The organism is Methylibium rhizosphaerae (assembly GCF_006386545.1).
GTDB classification, from domain to species: domain Bacteria; phylum Pseudomonadota; class Gammaproteobacteria; order Burkholderiales; family Burkholderiaceae_C; genus Pseudorivibacter; species Pseudorivibacter rhizosphaerae.
The window spans coordinates 31005-54345 of sequence record NZ_SWAR01000030.1 but is presented as its reverse complement, the minus strand read 5'-3'; the positions used below and the strand labels follow the sequence as shown (position 1 = coordinate 54345).

Sequence of the window (23341 nt, the reverse complement as noted above, 5' to 3'; positions counted from 1 at the left end):
TCCGGAGCGTAAGTGCGCGGTTACGGCGCTGACGTAAATCGTCACTTCGCAGCGCGGCAAACGGGCCCGGGCGGTGGCTCAGCCGGGCCGGCACCAGTCGGTCACCCGGGCCATGACGGCGGCATCGGTCAGGAGGCGGCGGTGCCCGAGACCCTCGACCGCCGTCAGCTGGGCCCTGGGCGCCAAGGTCAGCAGCTTCTGGCTGGTGGCGAACGGCGCGGTGCGGTCGCCCATGTCGTGCACCAGCAGGCTGGGCACGCCCAGCCGCGGGCCCAGGCGTTCCGGCTCGAAGATCGACAGCGGCAGGCCTTCACGCGCTTCGATGTGGCGGCGGAACCGCGCGAGCGCGGCGGCGTTGAGGCCGAAGCTGCCGGCGAACCAGCTGGTCACCTGCAGCGGCGAAGGCGACGGGGCCAGCAGCACGAGGCGCTGTGCGGCGAGCCCGCGCCCGACCGCGGCGGCGGCCGCCAGGGCGCCGAGCGAATGCGCCACCACCGCATGCAGGTCGCCCAGGCGGATGGCCACGTATTCCAGCGCCCGCAGGAACTGCGGCAGGGTGCTGCTCCAGCCGTCGCTGGCGCCGTGGCCGGGGAATTCGAGCAGCACCGGCTGCAGCCCGGCGGCATGCAGCGCCTCGGCCAGCGGCAGCATCTGGCCGGCATGGCCGCCCCAGCCGTGCACCAGCAGCACGAGCGGGCGCGACACGTCGGCATCGGCGCGGCGGTAGACGGTGAGCGAGGCCTGCTCGAACGGCCACCGTTCGGCTCGCCAATGCTGCGGTGCCTGCCGGCTGCGCGTGCTCAGCTTGCTGGGCAGCACGGTGAAGAACAGCCGGGTCGCCAGCCGGGTGCCCAGCGTCGGCTGGAGCGCATGGGCGGCTCGCAGGCCCGCGCCGAGCAGGCTGGCTGTGCGGCTGGCCGCATAGAAGTTGGTGGCCGGGTTGGAAGCAGACGTCATCGGACCTCCTGAGGTATATCGCCGAAGGCGCTACGGGGGAGCTCTACAGCCACCCGAAATCGGCGTTGCGCTTGGGTACGGCGCGCAGCAGGCGCCAGGCGGCGCGGGCAGCCAGGGTGCCGGCCCACAGCACGGCAGAACTCACGAGAACGATCAGCATGGCGGTTCTCCTTCTTTCAGGATCGAGGGGGCTGCGATGATTTCGCACGACCGTGCGAAATTAGGAAAAGCAAGACGGCGGCAAGGGTCCACATGGCGGGCCTCAGCTCTGGGCGGTTGGTTGGGCGGGCGGGTCGGCCTGCAGGGTGCGGATCAGCCGTTCATAGGTGATCCAGGCCCGGTCGGCCGCCTTGGGGTCGCGCAGGAAGCGCGCTTCGCGCATCAGCGCGACGAACAGGCCGTCCAGCTCGAACACCAGCTGGTCGGGATGGGTGTCGGGTTTCAGGTGGCCTTCGTCGAGCGCCTGGATGATGGTGCGCTTGAGGGCGGCGCGCCAGCGCAGCGCGCCGTCGATCAGAAGGTCGCGGATCGGGCCGTCGCGGTCGTCGAACTCGAAGGCGCCCGCGCAGTAGATGCAGCCGTGGCGGATCTCGAAGTCGCGCGCCCGCGCCAGCCACAGCCGGATGATCGCGTTCAGGCGCGGCAGCCCGCGCGGCTCACGCATCGCCGGCACGAACACTTCCTGCATGAAGCGGCGGTCGTATTCCTCGACCACCGCCTTCTGCAGCGCCTCTCGGGAGCCGACCCGCGAAAACACCCCGCTCTTCGACAGCCCCAGGCGCTTGGCGACCTCGCCGATCGTCAGGCTGTCCAGGCCGTCCTGCGCGGCCATCAGCAAGGCCGTGTCGAGGATGGCCGCCAGCGTCAGCCCGCTGCGTTCGGTTTTGGTCTCCATGGTGGCTGGAGTTTACGCACGGTCGTGCGAAATTGCAAACCGGCCGGGGCCGGAGTCGGCCGTCAGCGAGGCCGCGAGCGTCCGCCCGCGGGTCACCGCCTCGGCGCGGCTGCCCAGGCCGAGCTTGCCGTACAGGCGGTTGACATGGGTCTTCACGGTGGACAGCGAGACGTGCAGCCGGGCTGCGATCTGCTCGTTGCTGAAGCCGTTGGCAATGCCGCACAGCACCCGCCACTCCTGGCGGGTGAGGCCCTCCGGCAGCGGCCCCGCGCCGTCAGCCTGGACCGGCAGGGCAGTGGGCGCCAAGTACTGCAGCACGCGCTCGCAGCAGCGCCGGGCCTCGGCCAGCCCGACGCTGGCGCGGTCGCGCAGGAAGGCCTGCAGGCGCGGCGCGGACAGCGGCGCGAGCCACAGCAGGTCGAGCGGCTGCTGCGTCCGGCCGCTGCGCCACCACTGCGCGAGCTGCTCGCTGCCGGGGTCAGGCTGCGCGAGACAGGCCACGAGCGCGAGCGTGCTGCCCAGCGCCGCCAGCTGCCGGCGCTCGAGTTCGGCGGCGAGGCTTCGGGCGGCCGCTGCGTCGAGGCGGCCCAGCAGCGCGCCGGCGGCGCAGGCGCAGACCGCCTCGCGCAGTGCCGCGAGCGTGGTCTGTGCATCGATCGCAGGGGCATGCGCGGCCCATCGCGCGAGCACCGTCTCGTCGCCGCGCGCCCAGGCGGCCCACACCTGCACATGGCACAGGTCAGCACGCCAGCGCGCGCAGTGGAAGTCGAGCGCCGCGCGCGTCTCCAGCGCCGTGAGTGCGGGCTGGGCGAGGGCCGCCTCGCCTTGCAGCAAGGCAGACATCACCGCCTGCACCTCGTCGGGAAACGACCAGTAGTCGGCCGGCTGCTGCACCACCGGCAGCTCCACCGCCTGGAGTGAGCGCAGGCGGCGCCCGCGAGCCTGGCGCCGCAGCGAACGCGCCACCCAGCCCAGCGGCGCGGGCGCGGCGGCATCGAGCGGCGCAAGCGAGTCGAGCAGGCGCACCCCTTCGTCGGCGCGGCCGAGGTCGTCGAGCGCACGGCCCATGGCATGGGCACACAGCGCCTCCAGGTAGCCCAGCTGGTCGCGCCGGGATGCTCGCAGCGCATGCTGCAGCGACTCCAGCGCCGCCTGCGGCCAGCCTGCATCGAGCTGTGCCAGGCCCAGCACGAACCGCGCGGCCACCGCCAGCGGCTGCAGGTCGTCCTCGACTTCGGCCAGCGCCTCGCGCGCGTGGGCCTGCGCCTCGCCGGCGGCGTCGAACATCTGGGCCGCACGGGCGCGCACCAGCGCCAGGCCGGCGCGCGCACGCCGCGGCAGGCCGGCCGTTGCATCGAGCCAGCCGGCTTCGCGCAGCCCGCGCAGCGCCTCATGGGGCTGGCGCATCACCTCGGTCTGCCAGGCGGCATGGAGCACGGCCGCATCGGCCGGCGCCTGGGTGGCGGCCTGCTGCAGCAGCGCCTGGAGGCTTGCGAGGTCGCTGCCGGCGTACAGCCTGGCCCAGCCCTCGCGGCGCAGGCGGGCGCCGGCTTCTTCGGAGGGCTTCGGCTCGTGGACAAGACTCATCGGGGGCAGCAGACGTCAGGACGGCGGCGCCGATTGTGCTGCCGTGCATGCGCGCGGGCCGCGTTGCCGTGGCTCCACCGTGGGAATTCCACCGGGGCGGTGGACGCGCGAACGACCCGGTGCCCCGAACAATGGCGGCCCACCGTTTCGAGGACGACGACCCCGCCATGACGACCCTGGACGATCTGCGCCACGCCGCCCAAAGCGCCCTGCTCGCCGCCGGCACGCCGCTGCAATTCGGCACCGCAGGCTGGACCGCCCTGCCGGGTGACCTGGCCGCCGCGGCGGCCGACGCGGACCACCCGGACTGGATTGACGGCGGACTCACCGCCCGGGTGCGCCGGGTGGTGCGCGGCGACGGGTCGGCCGTCGCGCTCAAGGTGGCGCGCAGCGAATGCCTGGTGCGCAACCGCGACGGCCAGCGCTCCTTCCTGAACGAGCTGCTGCGCCGTCGCGAATTGCACGAGCTGGCCGAGCGCGGCCAGGGCATCGCAGGCGTCACGCCCACCCTCCATGCCAGCCTGCACGAGGGCGTGCTGGTGTCGCCATGGATCGAAGGCGGCGAGCGGGTTGCGGCCTGGAGCGAGCGCTCCATCGCGCAGCTGTTCGACACCGGGGCGGCATTGCTGCTGGCGGGCCTGTTCGAGTGGGACTTCAGCCCCGGCAACCTGCTCGACGACGGCCGCCAGTTGTGGCTCTTCGACTTCGGCTACATGTACCCGTTCGATCCGCTTCGCCACCTGAACACGGCCGGCGACGGCACCAGCGCGCCGCAGTTCCACCTCGCCGAACGCTTCGAGACCCGCTGCTTCTTCGGCCACCTGCTCGAGCAGGAGTCGCAGCGCGGCGATGCGGTCGCACTGGCCGCCTTCCGGCTCGAGAAGGAGGTCGCGCTGGCCTGCTACCTGCGCCTGCGTACCGCGCTGGCACAGCGCGGCGCCGGTGCCGCCGTGCTGGCGCAGTACGACTCGGTCACCTCGCAGTGGCGCGACGCGTTGCGCGGCGATCTGGCGGCGCTGTACCTGCGCGAAGGCTGGCGTTCGCACGACGCCGATCTCGACGACGACCTGCGCGGCCAGACCTGCACGCCGATGACGCTGCGGCGCGCCCAGTGGCTGATCGACCAGGCGCACCGCAACTACGACACGCTGCGCGCCGGCGGCGCGCTGGAGCGGCCCGGCGGCGCACCGACGCGCGAGGCGCTGCTGGCGCGGCTGGAGCACGACCACGAAAGGGCCGCACGGTGGCAGGTGGCGGCGCATCCGGGCTGAACCCGCCCGGCGCGCGGCTCAGGCGACCAGGCGCCCCTGCAGGCCGCGCGGCACCGCCGCCAGCAGCCGCTTGGTGTAGTCCTGCTGGGGATGGGCCAGCAGCACCTCGGTGGCATTGCGCTCGACCACTTCGCCGTCCTTCATGACCAGCACCTCGTCGGCCATGAAACGCACCACCGCGAGGTCGTGGCTGATGAAGATGTAGGCGAGGCCGAGCTCGTCCTGCAGGTCGCGCAGCAGGTTCAGCACCTGCGCCTGCACGCTCACGTCGAGCGCCGACACCGCTTCGTCGAGCACGATGACGTCGGGCTCCACCGCGATGGCCCGCGCAATGGCGATGCGCTGGCGCTGGCCGCCCGAGAACTCGTGCGGGTACTTGTGCATCGCGCCGGCATCGAGGCCGACCTTGCCGAGCAGGTAGCGCGCGCGCTCCTCGCGCCCGGCGTCGGTATTGCCGCCCAGCTTGTGGATGCGCATCGGCTCCAGCAGCGTCTGCCCGATGGTGAAGCGCGGGTTGAGCGACGCATACGGGTTCTGGAACACGATCTGGATGCGGCGGCGGAACGGCTGCCACTGCGAGCGGGGCACCTGCAGCAGGTCCTGGCCGTTGAACAGCACCTCCCCGCCCATCGGCCCGCCGGCCGGCTCGTGCAGGCGCAGCAGCGCGAGGCCGGCGGTGGTCTTGCCCGAGCCCGACTCGCCCACGATGCCCAGCGTGTGGCCGCGGCGCAGCGCAAAGCTCACGCCCTTGACGGCCTGGAACTCCTTGCGGCCGAACACGCCGCTGCGCAGCCAGAAGCTCTTGGTGAGCGACTTCACCTGCAGCACGACCGGTTCGTCGGCCCGGGCGGCATGGTCCACCGGCTTCGGCGCCTTGAGCTCGAGACGGCCCTCGATGTGGTCGTCGATCACCATCAGCCGCTCGGCGCGGCCGTCCAGCGTGGGGCGGCAGGCCAGCAGCGCCTTGGTGTAGGCGTCCTGCGGCGCGGCGAAGATCTGCGACACCTCGCCCTGCTCGCGCACCAGGCCGTGGCGCATCACCACCACCCGGTCGGCGATCTCGCCCACCACGCCCAGGTCGTGGCTGATGAACAGCATGCTCATGCGGTGCTTTTCCTTCAGCCGCGCGAGCAGTTCGAGGATCTGCCGCTGGATGGTCACGTCGAGCGCGGTGGTCGGCTCGTCGGCGATCAGCAGCTTCGGTTCGCAGGCCAGTGCGATGGCGATCATCACGCGCTGCTGCTGGCCGCCGGAAAGCTCGTGCGGGTAGGCCGACAGGCGTCGCTTCGGATCGGGCAGGCCCACTTCGGTGAGCAGGCTCTCGGCCTTTTCCAGGGCATGGCGGCGGCTCAGGCCCAGGTGCCTGACCAGCGGCTCGACGATCTGCTCGCCCACGGTGAACACCGGGTTGAGCGAAGTCATCGGGTCCTGGAACACGCAGGCGATCTCGCGCCCGCGTATGGCCTGCAGCTGCGGCAGCGTGGCCGCCAGCATGTCGCGGCCGGCAAAGGTGATGCCGCCATGGCGTTCGGCGTTGTCGGGCAGCAGGTTCAGGATGGACATCGCCGTGACGCTCTTGCCGGAGCCCGACTCGCCCACCAGCGCCACGGTGCTGTTCTCCGGCACCGCGAAGCTCACGCCGAGCTCGCCGCGGCCGACGCCTTCGGCATAGGCGACCCTGGAGCCGCGGCCCATGCGGAAGCGCACGCGGAGGTTTTCAACGTTCAGCAGCGTCATCAGTCGGCTCCGCGAAGCTTGGGGTCCAGCGCGTCCCGCAGCGCGTCGGTCATGAGGGAGAAGGCGGTCACGAACACCGCCATGAAGGCCGTGGCGGCGGCCAGCTGCCACCAGTGGCCCAGGATCAGCTCGCTCTGTGCCTCGGCCAGCATCGTGCCCCAGCTGACCTGGTCGACGCTCACCCCCAGCCCCAGGTACGACAGGATGACCTCGGCCTTGATGAAACCCACCACGTGGATGGACAGCTGCACCAGCACCACGTGGCTCACGTTGGGCAGGATGTGGCGGAACATGCGCGACACGGTGGAGGCGCCGACGGCCTCGGCCGAGCGCACGTACTCGCGCACCGAATGCTTCAGGAACTCGGCGCGCACCAGCCGGTAGATGCCGGTCCAGCCGGTGAGGCCGAGGATGAGTACCACCGAGCCCACGCCGCGGCCGGTGACCGCCGCGAAGGCGAAGATGAGCAGGATGCCCGGGATCGAGGTGAAGACGTTGTAGACCCACTCCAGGAAGTCGCCGACCTTGCCGCCGAAGAAGCCGCCGAAGGCGCCCAGCAGCGTGCCGATGAACGTGGCCAGCAAGGCCGCCGACACACCTACGAGGATCGAGATCTCGGCTCCCTTGACGGCCTTGGCCAGCACGTCGCGGCCGAGCCGGTCGCCGCCGAAGGGCAGCGTTTCGGAGCGCACCTGTTCGGTGGTCTTGAACTGCCTGGCGCGCTCTTCCCATTCCTTGTAGCGCGGCGCCAGCGGGTCCACTGCGGAAAGATCGACGTTCGGCCCCTTGGGCGCGGCGATCGCGGCCGACTCGGTGGACGCCGCCGGGCCCATGAAGGTGGGTGGGGCGTTGGGCACGCCGACCTCCTGCTGCCAGTCGCGGGCCACCAGGCCCACCCCGGCAGCAATGACCAGCAGCAGGAACAGGGCCACGATGACCAGCGACACCATGCCGACCCGGTCGTTGCGAAAGCGCCGCGCGGCGGCGGCCCAGACGCCTTCGGAGCGGGTGGGGACGGCCGTCGCTGCGGCCGCCGGATTTTCGAGTACAGCACTCATTTCAGTTCTTCCCTGGAGCCGCGAGCCGCGCCCGATGCGCGAACGGCAACGCAACCGAGCGGACGCCGCGGAACCGGCTTTGCCGGGCCGCTGGCGGCGCCCCCTTGAGGGGGAGCGCCGAAGGCGCTACGGGGGTGGGTCATTTCAAAACCACCCGTGGATCGACGACCTTGTAGGCCAGGTCTACCAGCAGGTTGATCACCATGGTGATCACCGCGATGTAGATGGTGACGGCCTGGATGACGGGGTAGTCGCTGCGGTTCACCGCCAGCAGCACCTCGCGGCCGAGGCCCGGGATGGAGAAGAACACCTCGATCAGGAACGAGCCGACGAAGATGCCGGGGAGCTGCACGCCGATGTTGGTGAGGATCGGAATGGTCGCGTTGCGCAGCACGTGCTTGAGCAGGATGGTGCGTTCGCTGAGGCCCTTGGCGCGCGCGGTGCGCACGTAGTCCTGGCCGATCTCGTCGAGGAAGAAGCTGCGGTACAGCCGGGTCTGCGGCGCCAGGCTCACCAGCACCGCCAGCAGCACCGGCAGCGGCGCGTAGCGGGTGAGGTTGGTCCACAGGCTGTCGGTCCAGCCCTGCACCGGGAACAGGCCGAGCTGGAAAGCGAACACGTACTGGCCCACGATCACATAGACCAGGAAGGAAATCGACAGCGCCACCGTGGTGAGCACCATGATGCTGCGGTCGGTGAGGCTGCCGCGGACGTAGGCGACGGCAATCGCGAACGGGATCGCCAGCAGCACTTCGAAGAGGAGGATGGGCACCATCACCGTGAGGGTGGCGGGCAGCCGGGTGGCGAACAGGTTGGCCACTGACTCGTTGGTGGCCCAGCTGCGACCCCAGTCGAAGGTGGCGATCTGCCTGACGAAGATCCACAGCTGTTCGAGCACCGGCTTGTTGAGCCCCAGCTGCTCGCGGATGGCGTCGATCTGTTCCGGCGAGGCGTTGAGCCCGCCGAGGATTTCCGCCGGGTCGCCGCCGAAGTACTTGAAGAGGAAGAACACCAGCAGCACGACCCCGGCAAGCGTGGGGATCATTTGCCACAGGCGCCGTATCAGGTAGGCCGCCATGATGGGATGGGTACTCCGCTGAAAAAACCAAACGCCCCGTCCGCTTGTGGCATTCGGGGCGTACGCCGAATCAAAACAGGCGCGAGTCTAGGGCTTTGCCGGCCCGGGTTCACCCGCATTTGCCCGGGTGGCATGCAACTCGCATGCCGTGTTGCCGTCAAAAGACACGCGCTGGGGTTGACCACGGTGGGCGCGGCAAGCGGCTCGCTCTAGACTTCGCGCCTTTCGCGGAGAGCGCCGGCCCACCCCTGCCTGGCGCACACCGGAAGTCCCACAAGGAGATGGCATGAAGATGCGACGCGGCCCGTGCGGCGTGTTCGCCCTGTGTTTGGCGCTGTTGTCGGTGCTGCCCCGTGCGGCAGGGGCCACTGCCCCGGAAAAGGGCGCGGCCGTCGAAGGCATTCCGTCGTCGGCACCGCCGGCGCCCCCGCACTGGAAGGTGCTGCGGGTGTCGTACCGCATCGCCGAAACGGGGTTCGATCCGGCGCAGATCTCGGACCTGTATTCACGCAAGATCACAGAGAACATCTTCGATGCGCCGGTGATGTTCGAGTTCCTGGCCCGCCCGGTGCGCATGCGGCCCAACACGCTGGTCGCCATGCCCGAGATCAGCCCTGACTACAGGACCTTCACGTTCCGGGTGAAGCCGGGCATCTACTTCGCCGACGACCCGGCCTTCAAGGGCGTGAAGCGCGAACTGGTGGCGGCCGACTACGTGTACGCGATCAAGCGCCACTACGACCCCAGGACCAAGAGCCCCAACCTCTACATCCTCGAGAACGCGAAGCTCGCCGGGCTGTCCGAGTACCGCAAGGAAGTGCTGGCGGCCAAGAAGCCGTTCGACTACGACCGCGAGGTCGAAGGCCTGCGCGTACTCGACCGCTACACCTACCAGATCCGCACCGTGGACCCGCAGCCGCGCCTGCTGCTGCAGCTGGCCGACGGCTCGGTGTTCGGCGCGGTGGCGCGCGAGGTGGTGGAGTTCTACGGCGACCGCATCATGGAGCACCCGGTGGGCACCGGCCCCTATCGGCTTGCTTACTGGCGCAGGGCTTCGCGCATCGTGCTTGAGAAGAACCCGAACTTTCGCGCGGAGCGGTACCAGGAAGAAGCGCCGGCCGGCGATGCGCAGGCCCAGGCTGCCGTCGCGGCGCTCACCGGCAAGCAGCTGCCGCTCATCGACCGCATCGAGGTCAGCATCGTCGAGGAGAACCAGCCGCGCTGGCTCGCCTTCATGAACGGCGAGCACGACTACATCGAAGAGGTGCCCACCGACTACGCCAACATCGCCTTGCCCAACAACCAGCTGGCGCCCAACCTGAAGAAGCGGGACATCGTGATGGTGCGCTACCCGCGCGCCGACGTGGCGATGAGCTACTTCAACATGGAAGACCCGCTGGTGGGCGGCTACACGCCCGACAAGGTGGCGCTGCGCCGCGCCATCAGCCTGGCGGTCGACCTCGACAAGGAGATCCGGCTGGTGCGCCGCGGCCAGGCGATCCCGGCGCAGGGGCCGATCTCCCCGGGTACCTGGGGCTACGAGGCCGGCTTCAAGAGCGAGATGAGCGAGTACGACCCGGCGAAAGCGAAGGCCCTGCTCGACATGTACGGCTACACCGACCGCGACGGCGACGGCTGGCGCGACCAGCCCGGCGGCCAGCCGCTCGTGCTCGAGTACGCGACGCAGCCCGACCAGCAGTCGCGCCAGCTCATCGAGCAGTGGAAGAAGAACATGGATGCCATCGGCATCCGCATCGTCTTCAAGACCGCCAAGTGGCCGGAGAACCTGAAGGCCGCCAATGCCGGCAAGCTGATGATGTGGGGCGTGGCCTGGAGTGCGGGCGCACCCGACGGCGACACCTTCCTGGCGCTGGGCTACGGCCCGGCCAAGGGCCAGGCCAACAAGGCGCGCTTCAGCCTGCCTGCCTTCGACAGGGCCTACAACACACAGAAGGTCCTGCCCGACGGCCCCGAGCGCATGGCCGCCGTGGACGAGGCGCGCCGCCTGATCGTGGCCTACATGCCCATCAAGCTGCACGTGCACCGCATCTGGACCGACCTGGCCCACCCGTGGCTCATCGGTTACCACCGCAACGTGTTTCTGCGTGAAGGGTGGCGGTACTTCGACGTCGACCTCGAGCTGCAGAAGAAGTTGGCGAGATGAGCCCGACCTGCAGCGACCACGGCGCATCGAGGTACATGAGACATCTGTGGAACGCGCTGGGCGGCCTGCTGCTCGCGCTCACCGCGCTGCACGGCCACGCCTCCGAGCAGAAGGTGCTGCGCTACGCCTTCCTCATTGCCGAAACCGGATTCGACCCGGCGCAGATCTCCGACCTGTATTCGCGTGTCGTCACGCCGCACATCTTCGAGGCGCTGTTCGAGTACGACCCGCTGGCGCGGCCCTACAAGATCCGGCCGTTGACCGCTCGGGCGATGCCGGAGGTGTCGCCGGACTTCAAGGTGTGGACGGTGCGTCTGAAGCCGGGCATCTACTTCGCCGACGATCCCGCCTTCAAGGGCCGCAGGCGTGAGCTGGTGGCGGCCGACTACGCCTACTCGCTCAAGCGCTTCTTCGATCCGGCGATCAAGAGTCCGATGTACTCGAACATGAAGGACCAGGGCGTGCTGGGCCTGGACGAGTTGCGCCAGGAAAGTCTCAGGCACAACAAACCCTTCGACTACGACCGCGAGATCGAGGGAATCAAGCTGCTGGACCGCTACACGCTGCAGATCCGGATGCAGGAGCCGCGCCCGCGTCTGCATGAGGTGCTGGCGCAGGGCGACCTGCTGGGCGCGGTGGCGCGTGAGGTCGTGGAGTTCTACGGCGACAAGATCATGGAGCACCCGGTGGGCACGGGGCCGTTCGTGCTGAAGCAGTGGCGGCGCAGCTCCTTCATGGCCTTCGAGCGCAACCCCGGATACCGCGAGGTCTACTACGATGCCGAGCCCGCCGCTGCCGATGCCGAAGGCCAGGCGCTGCTGGCGCGGTTCAAGGGCCGGCGCCTGCCCATGATCGACCGGGTCGAGATCAGCATCATCGAGGAGAGCCAGCCACGCTGGCTGGCCTTCCTGCAGGAGTCGATGGACCTCCTGTGGGGGCTGCCGCTCGAATTCGCCGGCATCGCCGTGCCCAACGGCAAGCTTGCGCCCAACCTCGCCAAGCGCGGAATCAAGCTGAACCGCCAGTTGAATGCCGACGTCGTGCTCTCCTACTTCAACATGGAAGATCCGGTGTTGGGCGGCTACTCGCCCGACAAGGTGGCGCTGCGGCGCGCCATCAACCTGGCCACCGATGTCGATCGCGAGATTCGCCTGATCCGGCGCGGCCAGGCGATTCCTGCGCAAGGCCCGTTCGTGCCGCACTCCTACGGCTACCTCGACGACTTCAGATCGCTCAACAGCGAATACGACGTCGCGCGGGCCAAAGCCCTGCTGGACCTGTACGGCTATGTGGACCGCGATGGCGACGGCTTCCGCGAGCTCCCGGACGGCCGGCCGTTGACGCTCGAATACGCAACCACGCCGGACCTGCTGTCGCGTCAGTTCGACGAGCTGTGGAAGAAGAACATGGACGCGGTCGGCCTGCGGCTGCAGTTCAAGGTGGCCAAGTGGCCCGAGCAGCTGAAGTCGGCGCGTGCCGGCAAGCTGCAGATGTGGCAACTGGGTGTCAGCGCATCGCTTCCCGATGGGGCCGACTTCCTGGTGCGCGCCTACGGACCGGCCGCGGGCGGCCAGAACTACGCGCGTTTTCGCATGCCGGAGTTCGATCGCCTGTATGAGCGTGCGCTGCAGCTGCCCAACGGCCCTCAGCGCCTGGAAGTGATGGGGCAGGCGCGCAACCTGATCCTGGCCTATGCACCCTACCGCTACACCGTGCACCGCATGGTCAACGACCTGTCGCAGCCGTGGCTGATCGGCTACCGTCGGCCGGTGTTCACGTCCACCTTCTGGCAGTTCGTCGACATCGACCTGAAGAGACTCCACGAACGATGAAACGCCTTTCGCATCTGCTGATCGCCGCGCTGGCGGCCGGTGCCTTCATGGCGGCGGCGGCACAGCCGCCGAAGGTGCTGCGCTATGCGTTTCTCACTGCGGAGACCGGCTTCGACCCGGCGCGCATCAGCGACCTGTACTCGCGCATCGTCACGCCGCACATCTTCGAGAGCCCTTACACCTACGACCACCTGGCGCGGCCATTCAAGCTGAAGCTGCGCACGGCAGCCGGCATGCCCGAAGTGTCGGCCGACCACCGCATCTGGACCGTGCGCATCCAGCCGGGCATCTACTTCGCTGACGACCCTGCCTTCAAGGGCAGGCGTCGCGAGCTGGTGGCGGCCGACTACGTGTACTCGTTCAAGCGCCTTTTCGACCCGGCAGTGAAGAGTCCGTGGTACTCGACGATGAAGGAGGAGGGTCTCGTCGGCCTCGAAGAGCTGCGTCAGCAGGCGCTCAAGGGCAACAGGCCATTCGACTACGACCGCGAAATCGAGGGCGTTCGCGCGCTGGACCGCTACACGGTGCAGTTCAAGCTCAGCGGGCCACGCCCTCGCTTCATCTACGTGCTGGCGGCCAGCGATATCTACGGTGCAGTGGCCCGCGAGGCGGTCGAGTTCTATGGCGAGAACATCATGGAGCACCCCGTCGGCACCGGGCCGTTCGTGCTGAAGCAATGGCGGCGCAGCTCGTTCATCGCGCTGGAGCGCAATCCGGGCTACCGGGAGCACCGCTACGACGCCGAGCCGAATGCCGACGACGTCGACGGTCAGGCTCTGGCGGCGAAGTTCAAGGGCCGGAGGCTGCCGATGGTGGATCGGGTGGAGATCAGCATCATCGAGGAAAGCCAGCCGCGCTGGCTGGCTTTCCTCGACCGGCAGCATGATTTCCTGGACCGCGTGCCGCTGGAGTTTTCCGGTATCGCGGTGCCCAACGGCAAGCTTGCCCCCAACCTTGCAAAGCAGGGCATCACGATGGTCCGCGGTGTCGCACCCGACTCCACGATGACCCTCTTCAACATGGACGATCCGGTGGTCGGCGGCTACACACCCGAGAAGGTGGCGCTGCGGCGCGCCATCGGCCTCGGCTACGACACGGACCGCGAGATCCGCCTTGTGCGCCGTGGGCAGGCGGTGCTGGCGCAGGGCCCCGTGCCACCGCACACCTATGGCTACGACCCCGAGTACCGCAGCGAGAACAGCGAATACGACCTGGCCAAGGCCCGTGCGCTGCTCGACATGTACGGCTATGTGGACCGCGACGGCGACGGCTGGCGCGAACTGCCCGACGGAGCGCCATTGACGGTGGAGCTGATGAGCCCTACCGATCAGGTCTACCGCCAGCTCAACGAGGTGCGCAAGAAGGCCTTCGACGCGCTCGGCCTGCGGCTGACCATCCGCTTCGGTCAGTGGCCCGAGTTGCTGAAGGCGGCCCGGGCAGGCAAGTACATGACCTGGACCGTCGGGCTGTCTGCGTCGTCGCCTGACGGCCAGCTGGCGCTGGAGGCGAGCTACGGACCGGCGACTGGCGGGCAGAACCTGTCCAGATTCAGGCTCGAGGCCTTCGACCGCCTCTACGAGAAGATGAAGGCGCTGCCGGACGGACCCGAACGCCAGGTGCTGTTCGCCGAAGCGAACAAGCTCGTGGCGGCCTACCTGCCCTACAAGTACCACGTGCACCGCGTGCTTACCGATCTGTCGCAACCGTGGCTGACCGGCTACCGGCGGCCGCTGTTCTGGACCGAGTTCTGGCAGTACGTGGATGTCGACACCGAACTGCGCGACAAGATCCTGCAATGAAAGCCTTGCTGTTCCGCGGCGTCGCGCTGACGCTGGTCACTGCGTTGTCCGTCTGCATGCCGGCCGCCTTCGCACAAGACCGGACCGCGCCCACCAAGGTGCTGCGCTACGCCTTTGAGAAGGCGGAAACCGGCTTCGACCCGGCGCAGATTGCCGACATCTATTCGCGCATCGTCACCGCGCACATCTTCGAGGCGCCGTACCAGTACGACCACCTGGCGCGGCCCTACAAGATCAAGCCGGCCACCGCCGCGGCCATGCCGCAGATGAGCGACAACCACCGCACCTTCGTCGTGCGGCTGAAACCGGGCATCTACTTCGCCGACGACCCCGCCTTCAAGGGGAAGCCGCGCGAGCTCACCGCACAGGACTATGTCTATTCGTTCAAGCGGCTGTACGACCCGGCGGTCAAGTCGCCCGGCGTCAGCAGCTTCGACGAGCAGGGCATCATCGGCCTGCGTGAGCTCAAGCAGGAGGCCGAGCGGACCAAGAAGCCCTTCGATTACGAGCGCGAGGTCGAAGGGCTGAAGGCGCTCGACCGCTACACGCTGCAGTTCAAGTTGCGCGAGCCGCGACCGCGTTTCGTCACCGCGCTGGCCAATCCCGACATCTGGGGTGCCGTCGCGCGCGAGGTGGTCGAAGCCTACGGCGACAAGATCATGGAGCACCCGGTGGGCACCGGGCCCTTCGTGCTGAAGGATTGGCGCCGCAGCTCCCTGATCGTGCTGGAGCGCAACCCGCGCTTCCGCGAAGTCACCTACGACGCCGAGCCGAACCCCGACGATGCCGAGGGCCAGGCACTGCTGGCGCGCTTCAAGGGCCGGCGCCTGCCGATGGTCGACCGCGTGGAGGTTGCCATCATCGAGGAGCGGCAACCCTTGTGGCTGTCCTTCCTCAACGAGGAGCAGGACCTGCTCGAACGCCTGCCCAACGACTACGCTGGGCAGGCCATTCCCGGCGGCAAGCTGGCCCCCAACCTGGCCAGGCGCGGCATCCAGAAGTACCGCATCCTGTCGCCCGACATCACGCTCGCGGTGTTCAACGTGGAGCATCCGGTGGTGGGCGGCTACACGCCGGAGAAGGTGGCGCTGCGGCGCGCCATCAACCTCGGGCTCGACGTGCAGCGGGAAATCGACCTCGTGCGTCACGGCGAGGCGGTGCCGGCGCAGTCCATCGTCGTGCCGATGACCTTCGGCTACCGGGATGACGTGCGCACGGGCGCGGCCGACTACGACGTGGCGCGCGCGAAGGCATTGCTCGACATGTACGGCTACATCGATCGCGACGGTGACGGCTGGCGCGAGCTGCCCGACGGCTCGCCGCTGGTGCTGGAAATGGCCACCCAAAGCGATCAGGTGACACGCAAGCTCGACGAGCTGTGGAAGAAGAACATGGATGCGCTGGGCCTGCGGCTGGCGTTCAAGACGGCGCAATGGCCCGAGAACCTGAAAGCTGTGCGGGCCGGCAAATTCATGCTGTGGCGCGTGGCCTCGTCTGCCGCGTCCCCGGACGGGCTGGGGGCGATGGAGCGCGCCTACGGGCCCTCGACCGGCAAGTCGAACCTGGCGCGCATCCGGCTGCCGGCCTTCGACGCTCTGTACGAGCGCATGATCGGCATGCCCGACGGGCCTGAGCGGCAGGCGCTGTTCGACGAAGCGACCAAGCTGCTGGTGGCATACGCGCCCTATCGCATCGGCGTGCACCGGTTCCACACGGATCTCGCGCATCCCTGGGTGAGCGGCTATCGGCGCCCGCCCTACTGGTTGGGCTGGTGGCACTACGTCGATGTCGATGCCGCACGCCAGCAAGCGGCCATGGCGCGGCGCTGAGCCGCCGCCCCGACGTCACCGTGGCGCCTGGGGATATCGCACGGATTCCGCACCGACCGCCAACCACGGCAGTACCAGCTCCACCTCGGCCACCTCGCGCGCCAGGACTTCGGCGCGTGCGGCCTGCTCGCGCGTGGCCACGCAACCCTGCAGCGTGATGAATCGCCGTTCGGCGATCACCCAGATCGACGTGCCGGCCAGTGCCGGCTCGGCGCGCAGCGCTGCGACCGCGGCCTGCGCGATGCGCGCGTCGTAGCGGTAGGCGTTCGGTTCGCTGCAGGTGCCGGCCAGCCAGCAGCTGGTGCCGCGCTCGACGCGGTAGTGAGCCTCCTGCTTCAGCTCGGTGTCTGTGTAGGCCGGCCCGCGCGGCGTGGGGCAGGCGGGCGCACCGGTGGTTGCGGCGACGAAGGGGTCGTTGAACGGGTTGAGGTGCAGTGCCTCGCCGGCCAGCGCCGCTGCCGTGCACAGCACCGCGGCCAACACCACGCTGGCGAGGCGGATCGTCATCGCGCCCGCTCCAGCTGGGCGGCCAGCGCGTCGCCCACTTCCTGCATGAACAGGCTCACGCGTGCGGTGCGGCGCAGGTCGGGGTGGGTGAGCAGCCAGACGTCGGTGCGCAGTTCCTCGATCTCGGAGGACACCGCCACCAGGCTCGGCTCGGACAGCGCCACGAAGGTCGGCAGCAGCGCCACGCCGATGCCGGTCTTGAGCATCGCCACGCTGGCGTTGAACACGTCCACGCGCAGCCGCACCTGCTGCGGCAGCAGGTGCGCGTGCATCCAGCGGTCGAAGCTGCGGTAGGTGGCCTCCTTCTCGAAGGCGATCCACGGCGCGGTCTCGATGAGCCTGGCCAGCGGGGTCACGCGCTGCGGCAGCCCGGGCGCACCGCGCAGCGCATAGACACGGATGCGCGCGGCCCCGAGGCGGCGGCCCACCAGGTGTTCGGGCACGCTGTTGGCAATGCGCAGGGCCAGCTCCGCCTCGCGCTTGGAAAGGTCGGCCAGCGTGACCGTCTCGACGGCCTCCACCTCGATGCCGGCATGCGCCCGCGCAAAGGCGGCCAGCGCCTGCGGCAGCAGGTAGTTCATGCCCACCGGGTTGGTGGAAAGCCGCAGGTGGCCGGTGAGCGCCAGGTCGCGGCCCAGGATCCGACGGCCGATGTCGTCGACTCGCGGAGCGAACAGCCGTGCCTCGTGCACCACCAGCTCGCCGGCCTCGGTGGGTGCATAGCCGCCGCGCTGCCGCACGAAGAGCTGGGCCCCGAGACGCTTCTCCAGCGCGTCGAGCCGGCGCAGCACCGTGGTGTGGTTCACCCCCAGCGAGCGTGCCGCGCCGGCCAGCGAGCCGGCGGTGGCCACCGCCAGCGCGGTGCGCAAGTCGTCCCATTGCAGCGCCGTTTCCATGGGGCGCGAGCCTACCTCACCTCCTGCGCCTGTGCAAAAACGCAAAGTCGAACTGCGATCCCGTGTATTGGCTGTGCGCCGATGCACGCATACAGTGGCCCCCTCGGACTGCAAGGGAGAGCCAGATGGCCGCCTCGACGATTGCCGCTGCCCGCACCCTGCCGCGTGCGGGCTCGCGTGTGGCACCGCGCGTCTGGGTGCCCGGTGTGGACACCCCTCGCCAGCTGCGCATGCTGGAGCCGCTGCGCGAGCGCGAGCTGGCCGAACAACGGCGTGCCGGGCAACTCGCTGCCGCCGCGCCCTCGAGCTTCGTGCCGACCCGTCCGTCATGGGCCGAGCGTTTGGGCGAGTGGCTGGCCCGCCGGGGCGACGCGGCGATGCAGCGCCACATGAAGGCGTGGACCCTGCCGCGCTGAGTCCTCCTCCGCCCGCTACAGGGGCAGCTCGGTGAAGTAGCGCCCGCCGTGGAAGATCAGCGGCAGCGCGCCGGGGCGGTGCGAGCAGCGTTCCACCTCGCCGACGAAGATGATGTGGTCGCCTTCTTCGTACTGGCTGCGGTTGAAGCACTCGAACACCGCTGCGGCCCCCTCGATCAGCGGCACGCCGCCCGCCCCTTCGCGCAGCGCCAGCCCGGCGAAGCGGTCGGCGCTCTTGGTGGCGAAGCGCGCTGCCAGTTCACGCTGCTCTGCCGCAAGGATGTGGATCGCGTAGTGCGACCCGCGTGAAAACACCGGCATGGAGCCGGCCTTCAGCGACAGGCTCCACAACACCAGCGGCGGCTCCAGCGATACCGAGTTGAACGAGTTGGCGGTGAGTCCCACCAGTGCCCCTTCGGCAGTGCGCGCCGTGACGATGGTGACGCCGGTGGCGAACATGCCGAGCGCCGCGCGGAAGTCGCTGGAGGTGAAGCTGGGCGCCTGGGCGCGGCGGGGCGGATTCATGCGGCGGATTGTCCCGTAAGCCGCAGCGGCCGGCGGCCGCCTGCCTAGAATCCGCCGATGACCGAGCCCCAGCCGACCGTCGCCCCGCCCGTTGCGGCCGGCCACACCCCCGTCTACCGCCGCAAGCTGTTCTGGGTTGCGCTGCTGTACTTCAGCGAGGGCCTGCCGCTGGGGGTCTTCTTCGACCTGTTCCCGGTGTACTTCCGCCAGCAGGGCGTCAACCTGGCCGACATCGGCCTGCTCAGCCTGCTGGGCCTGGCCTGGACGGTGAAGTTTCTCTGGGCGCCGGCAGTCGACTGGGCGCGCCACCACCGCTGGTGGGTGGCCGGCGCCAACTTCGGCATGGCGGCGGTGATGGGCCTGTTTGCCGGCGAACTGGGCTTCGGCCCGTGGGTGTGGGTGGCGATCGGCGCCTTCACCATGCTCTCGGCCACCAACGACATCGCGACCGACGGCTACACCATCGAGCTGCTCGACCAGCGCGAATACGGCATGGCCAACGGCTTTCGCATCGGCTTCTACCGGGTCGGCATGCTGACCGCGGGCGCGGTGCTGGTGGTGTCGGGCTGGTATGGCTGGACGCAGGCCTGGCTGGTGGCCGCCCTGGCCTTTGCGCTCAACGGCTGTGCAGTGCTGTTCGCACCCAAGGAACCACCTCGGCCGGGCAGGCCGCCGGCCAGCGTCGCCCAGGAATGGACGCTGCTGAAGCAGCAGCCGCTATGGCTGCTTGCATTGGCGCTGGTGATCGCCGGCCTCGTTTGGCCGGTGCTGGCGCCGGTGGCCAAGGCGGCCGGCTGGCAGGCGGTGGTGGCGGTGAGCAACACCTGGTGGTTCAAGGGGCTGCTGCCGGTCGGGCTGATGTTCGCCGGGGCCGGCCTGCTGGTGGTGGCCGCAAAAGGGCCGCGTGCAGGCGAGATGCGCAACGGCCCCGTGTTCGGCGCCTGGGTCGAGCTGCTGGCCCGCCCGGGCATGCTGGCGGTGCTGCTGTTCATCCTGACCTTCAAGCTGGGCGATGCGGCCATGGGCTTCATGGTCAAGCCGTTCTGGGTCGACTCGGGCTTCTCGAACGCGCAGATCGGGCTGGTGAGCGTGAACGTCGGGCTGGCACTGTCGATTGCCGGCGGGCTGGTGGGCGGCTGGTACGTCGACCGTGCCGGCATCTTCAAGGGGCTGTGGGTGCTGGGCCTGTGGCAGGCGCTGTCGAACCTCATGTATGCCGCGGTGGCCGCCTACGTGCCGAGGGTGCTCGCCGGCGGCGCCGAGCCGGGCGCGGTGGCGCTGTCGTACCAGTTCGCGGTCTACGCGGCCAGCGCTCTGGAGAGCTTCACCGGCGGCCTGGGCACCGGGGCCTTTCTCGCCTTCCTGATGGGCATCACCAGCAAGGCGCGGGCGACCACCGAATACGCCATCCTGTCGAGCATCTTCGCGTTCAGCCGCGCCGTGGCCGGATGGGCCGGCGGCATCGGGGCCCAGGAGCTCGGTTACGCCTGGTACTTCTTTGTCACCTTCTGGCTCAGCTTCCCGGCCTACGCGTTGTTGCCGCAGGTCCGCCGTATGCTGGAACACCATGAAGTCCGTTGAGGTCTGAACGACATCGTCACGCGTTGCCCTTCAAGTCACCATGTACCACTGCGCCTTCTGCCAAGCCTTGCACGCCGTGTCCGCCGCGGCGAATGCCCACGACCAACCGGCCCCACCCGATCGGGGCCGGCGCCTTTTCACGGGCGCGCTGCTGGCCGGCGCCATGAGCCCGGCGCTGGCGCGCGAAGGGGTCGAGGTCGGTGATCAGTCGAGCCTGGCCAAGCTGGTGCCGGCCGAGCAGATCGAGGGCGCCGCCAAGCAGCAGTACGGCGAAATGATTGCCCAGGCGCGCGCCAAGAACGCGCTGGCGCCGGACGACCACCCGCAGACCGTGCGCCTGCGCGAGATCGCCAAGCGCATCATCCCGTTCAGCGACAACTGGAACGCCCGCGCGAAGCAGTGGAAGTGGGAGGTCAACCTCATCAATTCCAAGGAGCTCAACGCCTTCTGCATGCCGGGCGGCAAGATCGCGTTCTTCTCCGGCATCCTGCGCCAGCTGAAGCTCGAGGATGACGAGGTCGCGATGATCATGGGCCACGAAGCCGCGCACGCCTTGCGCGAACACGCGCGTGAGCGCCTCGGCAAGACCATGGCCACGCGCGGCGGCATCGAGATCCTCTCGGCGCTGCTCGGCCTGGGCAGCACCGGCCGCATGATGGCCGACCTGGGCGGCCAGCTGCTCACGCTGAAGTTCAGCCGCAGCGACGAATCCGAGGCCGATCTCGTCGGCATGGAGCTGGGTGCACGCGCCGGTTATGACCCGCAGGCCGGCGTGACCCTCTGGGAAAAGATGGGCGAAGCCGCCAAGGGCGCACCGCCGCAGTTCCTGTCCACGCACCCGTCGGGCCCGAGCCGCATCCGCGACATCCAGGCGAACCTGCCGCGCGTGCAGCCGCTGTACGCGCGGGCCCCGAAGCCATCACGGCGATTTGCCGTGATGACCTGAAGCGGGCTCAGCGCGCGACTGGAAGCGCGGCTCAGTTGTAGCGCGCCGTGCTGTCCTTGTAGCTGCCGTCGAGCATGCGATAGCGCAGCTGGAGCGTGCGGCTGCTGCTGCCATCGCTGGTGAGCGGGCGGAAGCTGGCGCCGGCTGGCGCGTTGGCCACGGCCGAGGTGGCGCCGCGCGCCACGCCCACCAGGCCCTGGTTCACCGCGAGGCCGCCGCCCGAGGTGTAGACCCCGGCCGAACGAATGGTCTCGGCGTACGTATTCGCCGCCCAGGCCAGCGTGGTGCTGGCCACTGCACCGGCCTGGGCGCCGCTCGGGTCCAGGAAGGCGAGCGCGGTGCTGGTGAAGGACACCCACTGCAGGCTGCCCAGACGGGTCGCGGGCACCAGTGGTGTCAGCAGCGTCTTGTTGAAGGTGTGGCGCGGCGCAGTCTCGCCCTCGTAGAAGATTTCCACGCTGTACGAGGTCAATGCCTTCAGCGCGCCATAGTCGATGTAGTCGGTGGTGCCCGGTGCCGCGCCGTAGTCGAGCGGATGCGCCCAGTTGACGGACGCGGTGTTGTTGCTGCTGCCCGCGTTGGGATTGGGGCGCAGGGTGGTCGCGTCGGCACCTGAGAGACCCATGGTGCGCTGCAGCTTGAAGATGTTGCCCACGTCGGCCGCCGGCGTCGCCACAGCCGGGTCGGTGTTGCCCGTCTTGTTCCTGATGTTGAGCCAGCTCTGTTCGGTGACCAGCGCCGGATCAGGGCGGGTGAGCACGATGCCCGCGGTCGGCAGCCCGGGCCCGGTGACGCGGGCCGCACGCATGCCGCTGCTGCCCGGGCCGCCCTTGTTGACGAAGATCTCGAAGCCAGACTCGTAGCGGCTCGCCCCGGCGTTGGCGAACGGCGCCGTGCCGGGGTTGGGCGCCAGCTGCTCGGAGCGGCGCACGTAGGCGCGCAAGGCCGTGTCCACCGGCTGCTGGTTGCCCCACAGCCACCAGTCGCTGTTGCGCTCGGGCGTGGCGCTGCCGGGGAGCCTGATGGCCACCGTGATGATGTTGCCGGCGTTGCCGTTCGCGTCGACGTAGCGGATGTTGATGACCGCACGGTCGCGGTCGTCGCTGGTGGTGTCATCGATGAACCACATCACCTCGGGCAGGCTGAACTGCGCGCCGGTCATGGTGTTGTCGTGGAGCAGGCCGTAGAACTGCTGGCCGGCGCGGTAGCCGTTGTGCAGGTAGTTCGCATGCGCGATGTCTTCGCAGTCGGTTGCCACCTCGGTCACTTCGGGCCCGCCTTCGCTCGCCGCAATGGCAGTGTTGCTGGCCAGCGCGCGTTGCGCCGGCGGCAAGGCAAAGCATGCGTTGAACGCAGCAGCCGCCGCCTTGATGGCATCGGCGAGCGTGATGACCGCGGTGCCCGGCGCAGGCAGTGTGGTTGGCGTGGTGGTGGTGGCGCCAGCCAGCGGCACCGCATCGGCAGGCCGGTCGATGGTGGCCACGGTGGTGACGCCGTTGACGGTGCTGATCTGCAGCAGGTCGACGATGCGGTCGGCGGTGTTGCCGGACACCGTGGCGGTGGCTGCGGTGATCGGCGTGCTGAAGGGGTCGTAGCCGGCTGGCGCGTTCAACGCGGCCAGCACGTCGGCCAGCTGCCCCACCACCTTGGTGGTGATGCTGCCGAGCGCCGCTGTGTCGAGCAGCGATGGGTTGGCCACCGCCGACAACGCACTGCGATCGGGCGCCAGCTGCGCCACGATGGCCGTGGTGATGGGCGTGACGTTCACCGTGAGCGGTGTGCCCGGACTGGGTGTGCTGGTGCCCACGCTCACCATGGGCGGCCGGGCGCCGCTCGGGTCGGTGACCACCACGATGAACGGTGCCGTCCTGCCGCCTTGCAGCGTGCAGCTGTAGGCCCCGGTGTCCGACGTCACGATGCTGGTTTCCTGGCAGACCGGGGCACCCGAGGCATCGGTGATGCGCACGTCCGCCTTCGACAGGGCGGCACCCACGGCCGCGACGCCGGCCAGCGTGATGGGCGCCGCCGGTGGCGGTGCGGGCGGGTCATCGCTGCCGCCGCAGCCCAGCAGCGCCCAGGCTGCCAAGGTGGCTGCGGAAAGCCCCGCACCGGCGGGAAGGGAATGGGTGGGTGTGCGCATGCTGTCTCTCCTCTCGCGGCTGCCCGACGGGGCAGCTCGGCGAGCGAGCCTAGAGATCCCGGCATGGCGGCGCATCGTTCAAAGGAACGAAGGGTTCCCACCCCCTAGTTCGAAGTGGCCCAT

The 23341-nt window shown here is 69.3% G+C and carries 18 protein-coding genes; 8 read left to right on the top strand and 10 right to left on the bottom strand.

Features of this window, described 5'->3' with window-relative positions; all coding sequences use genetic code 11:
- Nucleotides 1-78 precede the first annotated feature (78 nt).
- The 3 genes from E8D38_RS19995 to E8D38_RS19985 form a co-directional block, all read right to left on the bottom strand.
- On the bottom strand, nt 79-957 hold the full coding sequence (locus E8D38_RS19995) for an alpha/beta hydrolase (RefSeq protein WP_140634820.1): 879 nt from the start codon (nt 955-957) through the stop codon (nt 79-81).
- A 262-nt stretch (nt 958-1219) separates the two neighbouring features.
- Nucleotides 1220-1852, bottom strand: a complete 633-nt coding sequence (locus tag E8D38_RS19990) for a TetR/AcrR family transcriptional regulator (RefSeq protein ID WP_140634818.1) — start codon at nt 1850-1852, stop codon at nt 1220-1222.
- A 12-nt stretch (nt 1853-1864) separates the two neighbouring features.
- The gene (locus E8D38_RS19985; protein WP_140634816.1) at nt 1865-3439 is read right to left on the bottom strand and encodes a helix-turn-helix domain-containing protein; all 1575 of its coding nucleotides are present in this window, start codon (nt 3437-3439) and stop codon (nt 1865-1867) included.
- A 167-nt stretch (nt 3440-3606) separates the two neighbouring features.
- Between E8D38_RS19985 and E8D38_RS19980 the strand changes: the two genes are divergently transcribed.
- Nucleotides 3607-4710, top strand: a complete 1104-nt coding sequence (locus tag E8D38_RS19980) for a protein kinase family protein (RefSeq protein WP_140634814.1) — start codon at nt 3607-3609, stop codon at nt 4708-4710.
- An 18-nt stretch (nt 4711-4728) separates the two neighbouring features.
- Here the strand turns inward: E8D38_RS19980 and E8D38_RS19975 are convergent, their stop codons facing one another.
- The 3 genes from E8D38_RS19975 to E8D38_RS19965 form a co-directional block, all read right to left on the bottom strand.
- Nucleotides 4729-6447 carry an ABC transporter ATP-binding protein gene (locus tag E8D38_RS19975; RefSeq protein WP_181179286.1) on the bottom strand — a complete coding sequence of 573 codons (1719 nt, stop codon included), beginning with the start codon at nt 6445-6447 and terminating at the stop codon, nt 4729-4731.
- Nucleotides 6447-7505 (bottom strand): ABC transporter permease, encoded by a 1059-nt coding sequence (locus E8D38_RS19970; protein ID WP_140634812.1) that lies wholly within the window; start codon nt 7503-7505, stop codon nt 6447-6449. The genes E8D38_RS19975 and E8D38_RS19970 overlap by 1 nt, the downstream gene beginning before the upstream one ends.
- 139 nt (nt 7506-7644) lie before the next feature.
- Nucleotides 7645-8583: an ABC transporter permease gene (locus E8D38_RS19965; protein WP_140634810.1), complete on the bottom strand. Its 939-nt coding sequence runs from the start codon at nt 8581-8583 to the stop codon at nt 7645-7647.
- Between the two features lie 286 nt (nt 8584-8869).
- Here E8D38_RS19965 and E8D38_RS19960 point away from each other — a divergent pair, with 286 nt between their 5' ends.
- Genes E8D38_RS19960 through E8D38_RS19945 form a run of 4 tightly spaced genes read left to right on the top strand, consistent with a single transcriptional unit; the run spans nt 8870 to nt 16207 of the window.
- Complete coding sequence (locus E8D38_RS19960) at nt 8870-10747, top strand: ABC transporter substrate-binding protein (RefSeq protein ID WP_246099579.1); 1878 nt, start codon at nt 8870-8872, stop codon at nt 10745-10747.
- Nucleotides 10748-10782: 35 nt separating this feature from the next.
- Nucleotides 10783-12579 carry an ABC transporter substrate-binding protein gene (locus E8D38_RS19955; RefSeq protein ID WP_140634808.1) on the top strand — a complete coding sequence of 599 codons (1797 nt, stop codon included), beginning with the start codon at nt 10783-10785 and terminating at the stop codon, nt 12577-12579.
- Complete coding sequence (locus tag E8D38_RS19950) at nt 12576-14378, top strand: ABC transporter substrate-binding protein (protein ID WP_140634806.1); 1803 nt, start codon at nt 12576-12578, stop codon at nt 14376-14378. Before E8D38_RS19955 ends, E8D38_RS19950 begins: the two co-directional genes overlap by 4 nt.
- Complete coding sequence (locus E8D38_RS19945) at nt 14375-16207, top strand: ABC transporter substrate-binding protein (protein WP_140634804.1); 1833 nt, start codon at nt 14375-14377, stop codon at nt 16205-16207. Before E8D38_RS19950 ends, E8D38_RS19945 begins: the two co-directional genes overlap by 4 nt.
- Before the next feature lie 15 nt (nt 16208-16222).
- On the opposite strand, the gene E8D38_RS19940 is transcribed toward E8D38_RS19945, so the two are convergent.
- A complete protein-coding gene (locus E8D38_RS19940) occupies nt 16223-16714 on the bottom strand; it encodes a BON domain-containing protein (RefSeq protein ID WP_140634802.1) in 492 nt (163 codons plus the stop codon).
- Nucleotides 16711-17610 (bottom strand): LysR family transcriptional regulator, encoded by a 900-nt coding sequence (locus E8D38_RS19935; RefSeq protein WP_181179284.1) that lies wholly within the window; start codon nt 17608-17610, stop codon nt 16711-16713. The genes E8D38_RS19940 and E8D38_RS19935 overlap by 4 nt, the downstream gene beginning before the upstream one ends.
- Before the next feature lie 125 nt (nt 17611-17735).
- Between E8D38_RS19935 and E8D38_RS28390 the strand changes: the two genes are divergently transcribed.
- Entirely contained in the window at nt 17736-18026 is a 291-nt protein-coding gene (locus E8D38_RS28390; RefSeq protein WP_181179282.1) for a hypothetical protein, read from the top strand.
- A 15-nt stretch (nt 18027-18041) separates the two neighbouring features.
- Here E8D38_RS28390 and E8D38_RS19930 read toward each other — a convergent pair whose 3' ends face one another.
- Nucleotides 18042-18551, bottom strand: a complete 510-nt coding sequence (locus tag E8D38_RS19930) for a flavin reductase family protein (protein WP_140634798.1) — start codon at nt 18549-18551, stop codon at nt 18042-18044.
- Between the two features lie 57 nt (nt 18552-18608).
- Here E8D38_RS19930 and E8D38_RS19925 point away from each other — a divergent pair, with 57 nt between their 5' ends.
- Nucleotides 18609-20132, top strand: a complete 1524-nt coding sequence (locus E8D38_RS19925) for an MFS transporter (RefSeq protein ID WP_140634796.1) — start codon at nt 18609-18611, stop codon at nt 20130-20132.
- 40 nt (nt 20133-20172) lie between these two features.
- Nucleotides 20173-21078, top strand: coding sequence for a M48 family metallopeptidase (locus tag E8D38_RS19920; RefSeq protein ID WP_140634794.1), 906 nt, complete (start codon nt 20173-20175; stop codon nt 21076-21078).
- Between the two features lie 31 nt (nt 21079-21109).
- Here the strand turns inward: E8D38_RS19920 and E8D38_RS19915 are convergent, their stop codons facing one another.
- The gene (locus E8D38_RS19915; RefSeq protein ID WP_181179281.1) at nt 21110-23218 is read right to left on the bottom strand and encodes a hypothetical protein; all 2109 of its coding nucleotides are present in this window, start codon (nt 23216-23218) and stop codon (nt 21110-21112) included.
- Nucleotides 23219-23341: the final 123 nt, after the last annotated feature.